Raw genomic sequence first — 13,395 nt, forward strand, 5'->3', positions numbered from 1 at the left:
GTCTTTCAGAACAGGCAACGTCTCAGGGCTGGCTGGTCAGGTAACCGCCTCGCCGGAAGAACTTTTCCCCGCCACACTCGACTCCGTCCGCGGAACGGACGCGGGTGATCACCAGGCCGCGGTTGTTACCCCGATGCGAGTCGGGTCCGCAGACCACCGCGCCGCCCTCCTCCTGGACTATCACCCGACCCGGCGTGCCACCGTAACCGGCCTCGGAAACGCGCGCCTCGAGGATTTCGATCCGTTCGCCTCGGTAGAAGCTGAAGGCGCGGGGGTAGGGATCGGACAATGCGCGCACGAACCGCTCCAGGTCCTCGGCCGCCCAGCCCCAGTCGATCAAACTGTCACGCTCCGAACGCTTGTGGAAGTACGTCCGCTCGGCCTTGTTCTGCGGTCGCCAGACCGCGGTGCCGGACTCCAGCGCACCGAGCGCCTCGGCCAGCACGTCCGGGATCAGATCCATGCCGCGCAGCACCAGTTCGGTGCCGGTGTCGTCGGGACCGATCGGCACCGAACGCTGGACGAGGATGTCCCCGGTGTCCAGGCCGTCGTCCATCCGGTGCACGGTCAGCCCGAACTCGGACTCGCCGCTGATCAACGCCCACAGCACGGGCGAAAACCCGGTGAACCTCGGCAACAGCGAGTCGTGGAAGTTCAGGGTTCCGTGCGGCGGCAGGTTGTACAGTTCCGCCGGCATTCGGTAGTACCAGCTGTTGACGACGATGACGTCGGGCTCGGCGCGCTTGACCAGATCGATGGTTTCCGCGTCGACGGTCTCGGTCAGATGCAACGGGATACCGTGGTCACGCGCGAGGTTTTCCACCGGCGCCGACCAGATCGCCTTGTACGATTCCTCGCTGGACGGGTGGGTGACCGCCAGGGCGACCTCATGGTCCATCTCGATGAGCGCCTTGAGGGTCCGGTAGCCCCAGGTCTGGAATCCGAAGAAGACGATGCGCATGCGTGAACCCCTTGTAGCTCGTGACGGACGACCAGTGGCTGCGCCCCCCTCGATCCAGGCAACGGCGCCCACAAGCATGTGAGCTTACGTTAGCCTTACCTAACTACTCCAGTCGGGCGCGTGCACGGAGAGTAAGCATTCCGCTTATGGCGCCGCAGCGATCTTTGAACGCGCGAAACCTGGCTTGCGCCAAGCGTTGTCGGGGCAGATCTGCTAAGGGTTGATGGTGTTGTCGCCGACCTGGCGGCCCCAGACGTACTCGATCGCATACGGCGATCCGGTGTCCAGGTGGTTGTAGGGCGCGATGCTGTTGCCGGTGTCCATCACCAGTTCGGGCGCCGGCCACAGGTCGCGGGTAACTTTCTGCCAGCATCCGGGGGCGCCCCCGGGGCCGCCGCGGGCGTTCACCCGGGGCAGGTTCTCGGGCCAGATGTAGGGGTTGGGCGCCCCGCCGACCACCCCGGCGACGCCGCCCACCAGGGACGCGATGACGGGCACCGCGGACACCGGGTTCGCAATCAGCCCCAGTCCCGAGAGCACCTCGGTGTCCATGTTCAGCGAGTAGCCGTTGAAGCCGCCCTCGGCCGCCCCCGTCGCCGGCAAGGCGTCGTGTTCGCTGCGCATCAGGCAATAGATTTCGGGGCTGTAGGTGTCGAGCAGTTGGGCGGTCGGCACCAGATCGGCGGCGCCGCGCGCCAGGTACGGCCCGCCCTTGGTGAACAGGTCGGCCCCGGTGTTGCCGAACCCGGCCGCCGCCAACAACGCCTGATCCAAATCCTTTTGCTGCGCATTGATCGTGCGCGAGGTCACCACCGCGTTATTCAAAAAGTCGAACAGATCCGGCGACGCGTTCGCATAGGTATCCCCCAGCGCCGCCAACTGCTGAATATCCTTGCGCGCCTGCGGCATCCGCGGGTTCACCTCATCAAGAACCGCGTTCGCATTTACCACCGACTGGCCGAACTTCTCCCCCAGCCCCGCCAACGACTGCGCCGCCGCGCTCAACGTCAAATTCAACTTGACCGGATCAACCTTCTCCGCGATCGAGGTGATCGTCTGAAACAACGTGTTGATCTCGGTGGTCACCGACCGCGCATCCAGCACCGCATGCGGCGAAATCTTCTGCGGCGACGGGTTGGCCGGCGTCGTCAACGACACATACTTCCCACCGAACACCGTCGTCGCCTTGATATCGGCATTCACATTCGACGGGATCAGCTTCAAATACCGCGGATAGACCTCGAGGGTGAACTTGGCCGCCGGCTTGCCATCGCGCACCGTCTCCGCGATCTTGCCCACCCGGCCGATCTCCACCCCGTTATAGGTCACCTTCGACCCCGGATCCATCACCAACCCAGCCCGCGACGCCACCATCGTCAACTCGGTCTTCGGGGTGAAGCCTCCGCGGAACTGGATGTATACGAGCGTGAAGATGATCGCGAGCACCACCACGACGACAAAGGTGTAGACCTTGTAGGGCGGGAGCCGGGAGTCGTTGATCTGAACGGGTGAGCCTTCCATGGCGCTACACCACGAATCCGAAGGTCAATTTCGCGTCCGGCGGCAGCCAGGTATGCGGTTGGTTATTCAGATAACCCACCGTCGCCACCGCTGCCCCTCACGTCGGTGCCGCAGCCTGGCGGCGCTGCGGCAAATCACTCCCCCGACTCACTGCCCGTTACCAGGGGCTCTGTACACAGATGCAATAACGAAGACCAGTGCAATGTACCGCGACGCGGTGGCACGAACAAAGGAACGCGGAACAATCGCCCCCGCGCGCGTCAGACCGGCGATCATGCCGGCACGCGAATGATGGTTCCCGGCAACTGTTTCGCGCGCTAGGGGTTGATGGTGTTGTCGCCGACCTGGCGGCCCCAGACGTACTCGATCGCATACGGCGATCCGGTGTCCAGGTGGTTGTAGGGCGCGATGCTGTTGCCGGTGTCCATCACCAGTTCGGGCGCCGGCCACAGGTCGCGGGTAACTTTCTGCCAGCATCCGGGGGCGCCCCCGGGGCCGCCGCGGGCGTTCACCCGGGGCAGGTTCTCGGGCCAGATGTAGGGGTTGGGCGCCCCGCCGACCACCCCCGGCGACGCCGCCCACCAGGGACGCGATGACGGGCACCGCGGACACCGGGTTCGCAATCAGCCCCAGTCCCGAGAGCACCTCGGTGTCCATGTTCAGCGAGTAGCCGTTGAAGCCGCCCTCGGCCGCCCCCGTCGCCGGCAAGGCGTCGTGTTCGCTGCGCATCAGGCAATAGATTTCGGGGCTGTAGGTGTCGAGCAGTTGGGCGGTCGGCACCAGATCGGCGGCGCCGCGCGCCAGGTACGGCCCGCCCTTGGTGAACAGGTCGGCCCCGGTGTTGCCGAACCCGGCCGCCGCCAACAACGCCTGATCCAAATCCTTTTGCTGCGCATTGATCGTGCGCGAGGTCACCACCGCGTTATTCAAAAAGTCGAACAGATCCGGCGACGCGTTCGCATAGGTATCCCCCAGCGCCGCCAACTGCTGAATATCCTTGCGCGCCTGCGGCATCCGCGGGTTCACCTCATCAAGAACCGCGTTCGCATTTACCACCGACTGGCCGAACTTCTCCCCCAGCCCCGCCAACGACTGCGCCGCCGCGCTCAACGTCAAATTCAACTTGACCGGATCAACCTTCTCCGCGATCGAGGTGATCGTCTGAAACAACGTGTTGATCTCGGTGGTCACCGACCGCGCATCCAGCACCGCATGCGGCGAAATCTTCTGCGGCGACGGGTTGGCCGGCGTCGTCAACGACACATACTTCCCACCGAACACCGTCGTCGCCTTGATATCGGCATTCACATTCGACGGAATCAGCTTCAAATACCGCGGATAAATCTCCAGCGTGAACTTGGCCGCCGGCTTGCCATCACGCACCGTCTCCGCGATCTTGCCCACCCGACCGATCTCCACCCCGTTATAGGTCACCTTCGACCCCGGATCCATCACCAACCCAGCCCGCGACGCCACCATCGTCAACTCGGTCTTCGGGGTGAAGCCTCCGCGGAACTGGATGTATACGAGCGTGAAGATGATCGCGAGCACCACCACGACGACAAAGGTGTAGACCTTGTAGGGCGGGAGCCGGGAGTCGTTGATCTGAACGGGTGAGCCTTCCATGGCGCTACACCACGAATCCGAAGGTCAATTTCGCGTCCGGCGGCAGCCAGGTATGCGGTTGGTTATTCAGATAACCCACCGTCGCCACCGCTGCCCCTCACGTCGGTGCCGCAGCCTGGCGGCGCTGCGGCAAATCACTCCCCCGACTCACTGCCCGTTACCAGGGGCTCTGTACACAGATGCAATAACGAAGACCAGTGCAATGTACCGCGACGCGGTGGCACGAACAAAGGAACGCGGAACAATCGCCCCCGCGCGCGTCAGACCGGCGATCATGCCGGCACGCGAATGATGGTTCCCGGCAACTGTTTCGCGCGCTAGGGGTTGATGGTGTTGTCGCCGACCTGGCGGCCCCAGACGTACTCGATCGCATACGGCGATCCGGTGTCGAGGTGGTTGTAGGGCGCGAGGCTGTTTCCGGAGTCCATCACCAACTCCGGTGCGGGCCACAGGTCGCGCGTGATGGGCTGCCAGCAACCCGGGGCGCCGCCGGGGCCGCCGCGGGCGTTCACCCGGGGCAGGTTCTCGGGCCAGATGTAGGGGTTGGGCGCCCCGCCGACCACCCCCGCGATGCCCCCGAGTAGCGAGGCAATCACGGGCACGGTCGCTACCGGGTTGAGCAACAGCCCCAAACCGGAGGTGACCTCGGTGTTCATGTTCAGCGAGTAGCCGTTGAAGCCGCCTTCGGAGGCGCCGGTGATGGGCACGATTTCGTGGTAGTTGTACAGGGTGCAATAGATTTCCGGGCTGTAGGTGTCCAGCAGCTCCGCCGAGGGCACCAGGTCGGCCGCGCCCCGCGCCAGGTACGGCCCGCCCTTGGTGAACAGGTCGGCCCCGGTGTTGCCGAACCCGGCCGCCGCCAACAACGCCTGATCCAAATCCTTTTGCTGCGCATTGATCGTGCGCGAGGTCACCACCGCGTTATTCAAAAAGTCGAACAGATCCGGCGACGCGTTCGCATACGTATCCCCCAGCGCCGCCAACTGCTGAATGTCCTTGCGCGCCTGCGGCATCCGCGGGTTCACATCGTCGAGCAGCATATCGGCGTTCACCACCGACTGGCCGAACTTCTCCCCCAGCCCCGCCAACGACTGCGCCGCCGCGCTCAACGTCAAATTCAACTTGACCGGATCGACCTTCTCCGCGATCGAGGTGATCGTCTGAAACAACGTGTTGATCTCAGTGGTCACCGACCGCGCATCCAGCACCGTGTGCGACGAGATCTTCTGCGGCGACGGGTTGGCCGGCGTCGTCAACGACACATACTTCCCACCGAACACCGTCGTCGCCTTGATATCGGCATTCACATTCGACGGGATCAGCTTCAAATACCGCGGATAGACCTCGAGGGTGAACTTGGCCGCCGGCTTGCCATCGCGCACCGTCTCCGCGATCTTGCCCACCCGGCCGATCTCCACCCCGTTATAGGTCACCTTCGACCCCGGATCCATCACCAGACCGGCCCGCGACGCCAACATCGTGAGGTTGGTCTTGGGCGTGAAGTCACCCCGGAACTGCCCGTAGACCAGGGCCAAAATCACCGCGAGCACGAGTAACGCGGCGACGGCCACCAGTTTGTACGGGGGCTTGCGCTGCGAGTTGATCTGCACGGGTGAACCGGGACTTGGTTGTCTCGACGTCACCGCCACCGCCCCTCACGTCCGCGCCACACGCCTTCGGCGCGGTGGCGTATCGCGCCCCCGTGGCCAGACCCCACACCAGGGGCTGCTGTGCGCACAAAGATCACTGAAATGTACCGCGATGGCCGCACTTGTGTGAACCACCATTCACAAAATTCGGACCGGTGCCTGATCCGGGACTCAACTTTACGAGACGCGAGGACGCCTCGCGATCACCCGTCTCCGGTACCGATCCACGCGCCGGCGCACGGGTCTACGCTCGGATAGCGGTAAGGAAAGGTGCGCAATGCTGGCAGCGTTCGGATTCGAATCCCTGGGCGTGGTCGTCGGGGACATGTATTTCGTCGACCCGTCCCCACTCGACGGTCAGGAAACCCCGGAGCGGGGAGTCAGACTCGAACTGCGCCTCGTCGACCGGGCCGCTCCCCAGGGGTCGATCTACGCGGGCGTCCCCATCGCCTTCACCCGCCCAGTGTGGCGGGTGGACCTGTTCGGATCCACCGAGAGCCCGCCAGGGACGCTGGACCGGGCCCACCACCACCCTCGTTTTGACGGGTGGGAGCCCGGACGCCGGCACTTCGTCCCCGAGCTGTCGGCCGACCCGGTGTCGTGGTTGGCCGGGCAGCTGGCCGACCCGGACGCCGTGCTGGCGCGGGCGGGCGTCGAGCCCGACGAAGTCAGCGACGCCGATAAGAAGGGGCTCGCCACGGCCGCCCCGGAGATCGTCGCCGCGGTGAAGCGGTTGCTCGACGGCGTGCGGGACGGGGAGCTGGCCCCGGCGCCTCCCGAGCCGGTCGCGGCCGCCCGTACCGGCTGGCTCTGATCTGCGTTAGCGTCTTCGGCGTGACCCTCAAAGACATCGCTCTGAACACACTCGACGGCCGGCCCACCACGCTCGCCGAATTGTCCGACGGCGCAACGCTCGTCGTCAACGTCGCCTCCAAATGCGGGCTGACTCCGCAGTACACCGCGCTCGAGAAACTGGCCAAGGACTATCGCGACCGCGGCCTGACCGTCGTCGGCGTCCCCTGCAATCAGTTCATGGGCCAGGAACCCGGCACGGCCGACGAGATCCAGCAATTCTGCTCGACGACCTACGGCGTGACGTTCCCGCTGCTGGCGAAGACCGACGTCAACGGCGACGACCGCCACCCGCTGTACGCCGAATTGACGAAGGCCGCCGACGCCGACGGCCAGGCGGGCGACATCCAGTGGAACTTCGAGAAGTTCCTGCTCGCGCCCGACGGTGCGGTGGTGCAGCGCTTCCGGCCCCGCACCGAGCCCGACGCCCCCGAGGTCATCAGCGCCATCGAGGAAGTGCTGCCACGGTAGGCCGGGTTTCTCTGTGAGAACGGCCCATATAACCAGTCAGCATTAGCAACTTGCGACCGTTCGTGGGCACCTTCGCATCGCGACGAAATGGAACCCTTTGAAGCGCCGCTGAGTTAGCGCGTGCGTGTGCCATGTTTCGGTTCGGCGGATCAGCGGGAAGTTACCCGGCAACGATCATGGCCCGGTAGTGATCCGGCCTTGAACCCGAGCGCACCGCCACGCGGCCGGCGAAGCTGACAAGGAGGGTAATGGAACCAGAACTACATCACCTACGACCCGCACTGAATCCGATCCCCGTCCGCCCGCTGTTGGGCGGCCTGGACCCGGCCATGTGCAAGCTGCACTGCGCCGTGTGGAACCAGCGACACCACCCGATAGACGTTCTCGCCAGCGATTGGGACGAATGGGTCGGCTGGAGTCGTTGGCGTGGTGAACGTGATCACTTCAACCGAGACTTCATATTTACGATGGCCCGCGAGCGGAAGACGTCGGATCAATGGCTGTTCGGGGGCATATTCGAGGTGGTCGGACGCAAGGCCATTCCAAACGCGCGGTCATATGACCTAAACCTGCGCGACGACATCATGGGTGAGTACATCAAACGGCTGGTGATCAATTTTCGCCCTACGGGGCGAGGGATCCGGTTGAACTTGGAGACGCACCTTGACCAGATGACTGTGGCGGCGATACACGAAAAGCCTTATGAGGGTGAGGCTTTTCCAGGTCACGACCTCATCAACCACACCCTACGAGAGCTGCGGGTCATCGTTCGGCAGAACCGCCCCGACTGGCGTATCGCACTCGAATCCATGAAGGGCGTTTACGTCATACACGACCAGCAGACAGGGGAACCCTACGTCGGTGCGGCCTACGCCGACGAGGGCATTTGGCATCGTCTGTGCGCCTACGCCGACAGCTTGCATGGCAACAACGCCGGACTCAAGGCACTGGTCGAAACCAAAGGGGTGGAATACGCGCTCGGAAATCTTCGCTTCGCCCTCCTCGAATTCTGGTCGAAACGCACCGAGGACCAGCGCGTCATCGACCGCGAGACTTACTGGAAGCAGGTCCTGCTGTCTCGGGCGCTCGGCAACAACCGAAATTAGCCTCATGAGCCAGCATTCACGCCGGCGACGACGATCGGCGCCAGACGCGAGGTGCTCTGTGGCCGCGCGCAACCTCCTGGAGGTAACAGTTGGGCGTTCACCAAGACCGACTCGCTGAGCTACTTCGTACTCGTTTGGGTTTCAGCGAAGCAGACAAGGCCCCACGTCCAAAGCTGGCTGTCATGCCGGCCGACGGTCGGGCACAGGTAATGGATCTATACCGCACCCTCGGTGGCGTTCACCCCGACCCTCCACTCACTACCGGACCGTGGGACATTGCCTACGCAGGCAACCTGATGTTCGAGCTAGACGAAAGCGCCCACTTCAACCGCTATCGGGCTATCACATTGGAACCCTTGTGGGCTGAACGTCTTCCGTGGCGGGCCACCTATTCGCGGTTCTGCGTTCAGTTCGAGGACGCGTGCCTTAATGAACGTGGTTGGGGCGGATACTGGACGAACGCTTCAACAGAACGTCTATTCGGACCGCCTGGGCCGCCCCGCAGTCTCGACGGCGCTGGTTCCCCGCGCTGGAAGCAAAGGGCACTTTACGATGCGATGCGCGATCTTTCAGCGCTCCACGGCGTCGTCAGGTTGGTTCGGCTCTCGGTGTATGACGAGCTCGGTGGCATTCCATTGAGTCTCGTGCTGAGCGGTAAGGCTCCGGTGAACCCCGAATCGCTGCGCGCATTGATTGCTGAACGGACCCTCGGGTGACCATGCCCCCACGGCGCCCCAGTAGGCGGCATGAGGACGGTCCCGGTAAAACTCCGGGGGCATTTACTTGGTAGCCGGGCCAACTATTCAAACCGCCCGTGCGCTCGCTAAGCGAGCATCGGGTCGATCGCGGAGCGCGGTACCAATACCTGGGGGGCGCCTGCCGCGTCGGGCAGCATGTGGCCTTGGTCGAAGAAGAAGATGACGCCGTCGTTCGTGACGGCGAAGTTCTGGTAGTTCGCCGGGTCGTAGGCGGCGGCAGGGGCGACGGTCACCGGCGGCGCGGTCGGCGTCTGGCTGGCCGGCGGTGCGGTCGGCGTCTGGTTGCCCGGGGCCGCGGCCGGCGTCTGGCTCGCCGGCGGCGCGCTCTGCTTCTGCAGCTCGCTCTGCACGATCGGCGCGACGGTCTTCAGCGGGTCGTCGACGCGCCACAAGGGCGTGTTGTTCTTGTCGTCTGACGCCGCGGTCCACACGATCGCCTTGCGGTAGGTCTGGTCCCAGTTGAACGACTTGTACGTCGTCTCCGGGTGTGTGCCGACGTCCTCGACGACCTTGAACACCACGGCCTCGGTTCCGCGCGGCGGTATCGCCGATCCGTAATTCGCCGACGTAATGGTCAGCTGGTAGGGCTGATCGCGGGGTGTGGAGGATTTGGCGACATTGAGGAAATCGTCGCGCTCCTTGGCAATGAACTCGGCCACGGACTTCTGGTCGGGGTAGCTGAGCGGGAAGCTGATGTCGACGTTGTAGCCGGGGTCGGCCATCTGGATCTGGCATGCCTGGCCGGTGTTGGCGCCCTTGAGTTCGGCGCAGTAGTCCTTCGGCGGCGCGGCTGCGGCGACGCCGACAGCGCCGAAGAGAACGAGGGCCGTGGCGGACGCTGCCACCGTGAAGCTGCGCATGTGGGATCTCCTCGGACATCTCGCGGTACCGATGCGACGGATGGAGGTAAAGATAAGCCATCACGTCGCCTGCCATGATTGCCGGACTTCCTGAGAGGCCTATCGGCTGGCGTTCCCAACGGCATGAAAACGGTCCCCAGAGTAATCTCCGGGGGCCGTTTTACCTGGTAGCGGGGACAGGATTCGAACCTGCGACCTCTGGGTTATGAGATACGTACCGGGCGTTTTCGGCAACGCGCCATACCCCAAAAGCGCTGGTCATTCCGTCGTCTAGGTCGCTCAGTAGCGCCGGGTCCCACCCTGTTGTGCAGTTTGCGCAGCGTTATGTTCCCAAATTCGGCCTTCCTCGTCCCCACAGACTGCCATCAACATTTCGCACGAAGAACCGCGAGTCGTTGGCGCCCGGAGATCTCCCGCCCATCACATCTCGCTGGTTCGCACAGCGGCCTGCCAGCTTCCAATACGATCCCTACTCATGCTCCTGTCACCCGGAACCGGATTTGCTGGCTATACAGTCATTCGACTTATCGGTTCAGGAGGAATGGGCGAGGTCTACCTGGCGCAACACCCCCGCTTGCCCCGCCAGGATGCCCTGAAGGTTCTTCGGGCCAATGTGTCCGACAACGGTGAATTCCGCGAGCGATTCATACAAGAGGCTGACTTGGCGGCCTCCCTGTCACACCCCAATATCTTGACGGTTCACGATCGCGGCGAGTACGACGACCGGTTGTGGATCGCTACGGCCTACGTTGACGGGACCGACGCCGCCCAGGTAACGCATCACCAGTATCCCGCGGGCATGCCGGTGGATCAGGTTCTCACAATCGTGACCGCGATCGCCGCCGCACTTGATTACGCCCACGATCGGGGGTTGCTTCATCGTGACGTGAAGCCGGCCAACATTCTGCTCAGCGAGCCGGAAAAGGATGGACAGCGGCGGATCTTCCTGGCCGACTTCGGTATTGCCCGCCAGATCGCCGACGCCAACCGACTGACCGCCACCAACCTGACTCTGGGTACCGTGGCGTACGCTGCGCCAGAACAACTGATGGCGGAAGATCTCGACGGACGCGCTGACCAGTACGCGCTTGCCGCGACCGCCTACCATCTGCTTACCGGCACACTGCTGTACGAGAACACTAACCCCGTCGCCGTTATCAGCCGTCACCTCAGTACGCCCGCACCCGCGCTCAGCGATCGCCGCCCAGACCTGGCGCCGTTGGACGGAGCGCTGCTTACAGCCCTATCCAAAGATCGCGGTATGCGTTTCGCCAACTGCATGGCGTTCGCGCAAGCCCTCAGTGACGCCTCCGGCGCGTCAATGACCCGTACAGCTGTGCCGCGAGCCGACGAGACGATCGCAGCGCACAAGTATCGCGAGGCGGCCGACCAGCCCGCGATCCAAGCGCCGCGCCAAGCAAGACGCCGCACGCTGATCGCCATTGCCACCGCTGCAGCCGTGATGGCACTCGTCGCCGCCAGCCTGTATTTCGTCATAGGGCGTCCGAAAGCAACGGATCACCCACCTTCCGCTGGCAATCCACCTGCCGCGGGCGGCAGCACCCTGAAGTCGGCAACCGCCTCCAGTACCGATCAAAACCCCAGGACCGGTGCCGCGGGGCAACCGGCGCACAAAGTCGACGTGAGCTTCACTCAAGTTGGCAACTCGCTCAACGTGCGTCTACACAACCCGAATTCTGATGTAGGACTGGTGCGTTCATCTTTCGAGCTCGCGCTGCTCGACAGTAGCGGTGCCATTATCACGAACTTGGGAGAGCAGGGCCTTCCCGGATCGGCCGTCAGCACGATCTACCAGCTGCCACCTAATGGTGATTTCGGATTCAGCAGCCTGTCAGCCCCGCCGGGAAAGACCGTGGCGTCGATGGAACTCACGGTCACCGGCAAATGGCTTGAGTGGGGCACTGTCAATCCGCCCCAAGTGAAAATCGAGGACGCCACGATACTTCCCGACTCCGGATACTCTGGACCATCTGTGACGGGTCGGCTATCCCTGGAAAAGGACGGGCCACTAAACGCGATCGTCATTGCATTCGTCAAAACCCCCGAGGGCACGGTCGTTTCAACGGTTTTCTCCGATTGCCTTCAGACTGGCCAGCTGCGCGCGTCGAGGCCAAGTCATTCGACACAATCCGCGGACCTTTCGAGCTGGAAAGTGTTGTCGCGTACGCGACCTCGGTGAAGGATGTCGGAACCAACTACTCACCAAGCTGCTGACATCGGGAACTGGTGCCCGGACTCGCCCCGCGCGACACCGTCGTCACGGCTGGTACTTCTGACGCCCGGACCGCGATTCGACAACGCCCACTCCCCTCGAAATCGATACCAGCCGGGCATCGGTGTACCTACACTCCGTCGATGGGCTTGAACGCGGTGCAGAACGAGCCGTTGCCTCGCGGCGGCTACTCAAGGTCGCCCTCGACGACGAGATCAAGGCCTGTCGCCACTGCGACGGGATGAACATCGACGGCCGCGTCCGCGCCGAGCTACGGCAGCCTGACATCACCTGTGGCGCTGGTCGGGCAAGTCTGTGCGAGAACTGCATGGCGAACCAGACGCCCATCACCGGGGGCAGTGGTGACCTGATCGATGAGAGCATCAAGCGCTCCGGCCGCGAGAAGAAGGGCCTCTTCATCAGCAACACGGTGCACTGCCACCCGCCGAAGAACCGCGCGTCTCACGAAGCACGAGATCGTCAACTGCTCCCCGTTCCTGCACCGCGAGTTGGAGATCGTCCGGCCGCGGCTGGTAATCACGCTGGGCTGCGACGCCGAACGCGTCATGGCGTTCTTCTACCCGCGAGCAAGGATGTCGGTGCGGCCCATGAAAACGGCCCCCAGAGTAATCTCCGGGGGCCGTTTTACCTGGTAGCGGGGACAGGATTCGAACCTGCGACCTCTGGGTTATGAGCCCAGCGAGCTACCGAGCTGCTCCACCCCGCGTTGGTGAATGCCAGGTTACCGAACCGGGGTCACGGCGACCAAATCGCGCGCTCAGCGGGGTGAGCGGCCTCGTTCAGGCCTAGTTCAGTGCGAGGGCGGGTTCAGCCCGTAGCGCTGCGCGATGTCATCCATCCACTCCGGTGACCCGTAGGTCAGCCCGTATTTGTCGGCGAGTTCGCCGAACTCGGGCAACTCGTGCAGCGGCCTGCCGGCCGGGTCGTCGGCGTGCTCGAGGAGCAGCTCACCGAGTTCGCGGAAATAGTTCTCGAATCCGCCCGGGGTGATGACCTCGATGATGCGGCCAGGCTCGTTGCCGGCGTTCCACATCGCGTGCATCTGCCCGCGGGGCTTGGTGATGTAACCACCGGGCCCGAGGACGACTTCGCTGTCGTCGGAGCGGAAACCGATCTGACCCGCCAGCACGATCGAATGCTCGTCCTCGCGGGTATGCCGGTGCGCCGCGGTGAGCAGGCCGACGGCGAACGGATGCTCGACGATGGACACCTCGCCCCCATTGGTCTTAGCCGACAACTTGAAGACCGCCCCAAAACCGGGCAGCGCGACGTAATCGCCTTCCCCAGGCTGGATCACCGTGACCCCGATTTTGTTCGCATCACTCATTGACGTTCCT

The 13,395-nt window shown here is 63.8% G+C and carries 11 protein-coding genes, 1 tRNA gene and 1 pseudogene; 6 read left to right on the forward strand and 7 right to left on the reverse strand.

From position 1 onward, the window contains the following. Positions 1–22: 22 nt before the first annotated feature. The 4 genes and pseudogenes from G6N26_RS11720 to G6N26_RS11735 all read right to left on the reverse strand — a co-directional run bounded on the left by G6N26_RS11720 (position 23) and on the right by G6N26_RS11735 (position 5,718). Positions 23–961 carry a methionyl-tRNA formyltransferase gene (locus G6N26_RS11720; RefSeq protein ID WP_083020300.1) on the reverse strand — a complete coding sequence of 313 codons (939 nt, stop codon included), beginning with the start codon at positions 959–961 and terminating at the stop codon, positions 23–25. 213 nt (positions 962–1,174) lie between these two features. Further along, a complete protein-coding gene (locus tag G6N26_RS11725) occupies positions 1,175–2,482 on the reverse strand; it encodes an MCE family protein (protein WP_163648785.1) in 1,308 nt (435 codons plus the stop codon). 317 nt (positions 2,483–2,799) lie between these two features. Next, positions 2,800–4,108 (reverse strand): annotated as a pseudogene (locus G6N26_RS11730) (MCE family protein). A 317-nt stretch (positions 4,109–4,425) separates the two neighbouring features. After that, on the reverse strand, positions 4,426–5,718 hold the full coding sequence (locus tag G6N26_RS11735; protein ID WP_163648787.1) for an MCE family protein: 1,293 nt from the start codon (positions 5,716–5,718) through the stop codon (positions 4,426–4,428). A 316-nt stretch (positions 5,719–6,034) separates the two neighbouring features. On the opposite strand from G6N26_RS11735, the gene G6N26_RS11740 reads away from it, so the two are divergent. The 4 genes from G6N26_RS11740 to G6N26_RS11755 all read left to right on the forward strand — a co-directional run bounded on the left by G6N26_RS11740 (position 6,035) and on the right by G6N26_RS11755 (position 8,902). Further along, positions 6,035–6,571 (forward strand): hypothetical protein, encoded by a 537-nt coding sequence (locus tag G6N26_RS11740; protein WP_067167242.1) that lies wholly within the window; start codon positions 6,035–6,037, stop codon positions 6,569–6,571. 20 nt (positions 6,572–6,591) lie between these two features. Continuing rightward, positions 6,592–7,080: a glutathione peroxidase gene (locus G6N26_RS11745; RefSeq protein ID WP_083020068.1), complete on the forward strand. Its 489-nt coding sequence runs from the start codon at positions 6,592–6,594 to the stop codon at positions 7,078–7,080. Between the two features lie 248 nt (positions 7,081–7,328). After that, the gene (locus G6N26_RS11750) at positions 7,329–8,186 is read left to right on the forward strand and encodes a GIY-YIG nuclease family protein (protein WP_131813292.1); all 858 of its coding nucleotides are present in this window, start codon (positions 7,329–7,331) and stop codon (positions 8,184–8,186) included. A 182-nt stretch (positions 8,187–8,368) separates the two neighbouring features. Next, complete coding sequence (locus G6N26_RS11755) at positions 8,369–8,902, forward strand: DUF7255 family protein (RefSeq protein WP_225323463.1); 534 nt, start codon at positions 8,369–8,371, stop codon at positions 8,900–8,902. Between the two features lie 107 nt (positions 8,903–9,009). Here the strand turns inward: G6N26_RS11755 and G6N26_RS11760 are convergent, their stop codons facing one another. After that, complete coding sequence (locus G6N26_RS11760; protein WP_067167234.1) at positions 9,010–9,804, reverse strand: RsiV family protein; 795 nt, start codon at positions 9,802–9,804, stop codon at positions 9,010–9,012. A 541-nt stretch (positions 9,805–10,345) separates the two neighbouring features. Between G6N26_RS11760 and G6N26_RS11765 the strand changes: the two genes are divergently transcribed. Together G6N26_RS11765 and G6N26_RS11770 are read left to right on the forward strand one after the other, a co-directional pair. Beyond that, on the forward strand, positions 10,346–12,004 hold the full coding sequence (locus G6N26_RS11765; protein WP_415621315.1) for a serine/threonine-protein kinase: 1,659 nt from the start codon (positions 10,346–10,348) through the stop codon (positions 12,002–12,004). A gap of 407 nt (positions 12,005–12,411) precedes the next feature. After that, the gene (locus tag G6N26_RS11770) at positions 12,412–12,693 is read left to right on the forward strand and encodes a uracil-DNA glycosylase family protein (RefSeq protein ID WP_225323462.1); all 282 of its coding nucleotides are present in this window, start codon (positions 12,412–12,414) and stop codon (positions 12,691–12,693) included. Here G6N26_RS11770 and G6N26_RS11775 read toward each other — a convergent pair. Next, a tRNA-Met gene (locus tag G6N26_RS11775) sits at positions 12,688–12,764 on the reverse strand. The two genes, G6N26_RS11770 and G6N26_RS11775, sit on opposite strands and share 6 nt — an antisense overlap. Before the next feature lie 84 nt (positions 12,765–12,848). Then, positions 12,849–13,385, reverse strand: a complete 537-nt coding sequence (locus tag G6N26_RS11780) for a cupin domain-containing protein (RefSeq protein ID WP_067167225.1) — start codon at positions 13,383–13,385, stop codon at positions 12,849–12,851. Positions 13,386–13,395: the final 10 nt, after the last annotated feature.

The organism is Mycobacterium marseillense, assembly GCF_010731675.1.
Lineage (GTDB): Bacteria > Actinomycetota > Actinomycetes > Mycobacteriales > Mycobacteriaceae > Mycobacterium > Mycobacterium marseillense.

Excerpts from the sequence above, each read along its gene's own strand:
- G6N26_RS11770 (WP_225323462.1), top strand. The coding sequence starts at position 12,412 with ATGAGAGCATCAAGCGCTCCGGCCGCGAGAAGAAGGGCCTCTTCATCA.
- G6N26_RS11720 (WP_083020300.1), bottom strand. The coding sequence starts at position 961 with ATGCGCATCGTCTTCTTCGGATTCCAGACCTGGGGCTACCGGACCCTC.
- G6N26_RS11750 (WP_131813292.1), top strand. The coding sequence starts at position 7,329 with ATGGAACCAGAACTACATCACCTACGACCCGCACTGAATCCGATCCCC.
- G6N26_RS11765 (WP_415621315.1), top strand. The coding sequence starts at position 10,346 with ATGGGCGAGGTCTACCTGGCGCAACACCCCCGCTTGCCCCGCCAGGAT.
- G6N26_RS11725 (WP_163648785.1), bottom strand. The coding sequence starts at position 2,482 with ATGGAAGGCTCACCCGTTCAGATCAACGACTCCCGGCTCCCGCCCTAC.
- G6N26_RS11780 (WP_067167225.1), bottom strand. The coding sequence starts at position 13,385 with ATGAGTGATGCGAACAAAATCGGGGTCACGGTGATCCAGCCTGGGGAA.
- G6N26_RS11755 (WP_225323463.1), top strand. The coding sequence starts at position 8,369 with ATGCCGGCCGACGGTCGGGCACAGGTAATGGATCTATACCGCACCCTC.
- G6N26_RS11760 (WP_067167234.1), bottom strand. The coding sequence starts at position 9,804 with ATGCGCAGCTTCACGGTGGCAGCGTCCGCCACGGCCCTCGTTCTCTTC.
- G6N26_RS11740 (WP_067167242.1), top strand. The coding sequence starts at position 6,035 with ATGCTGGCAGCGTTCGGATTCGAATCCCTGGGCGTGGTCGTCGGGGAC.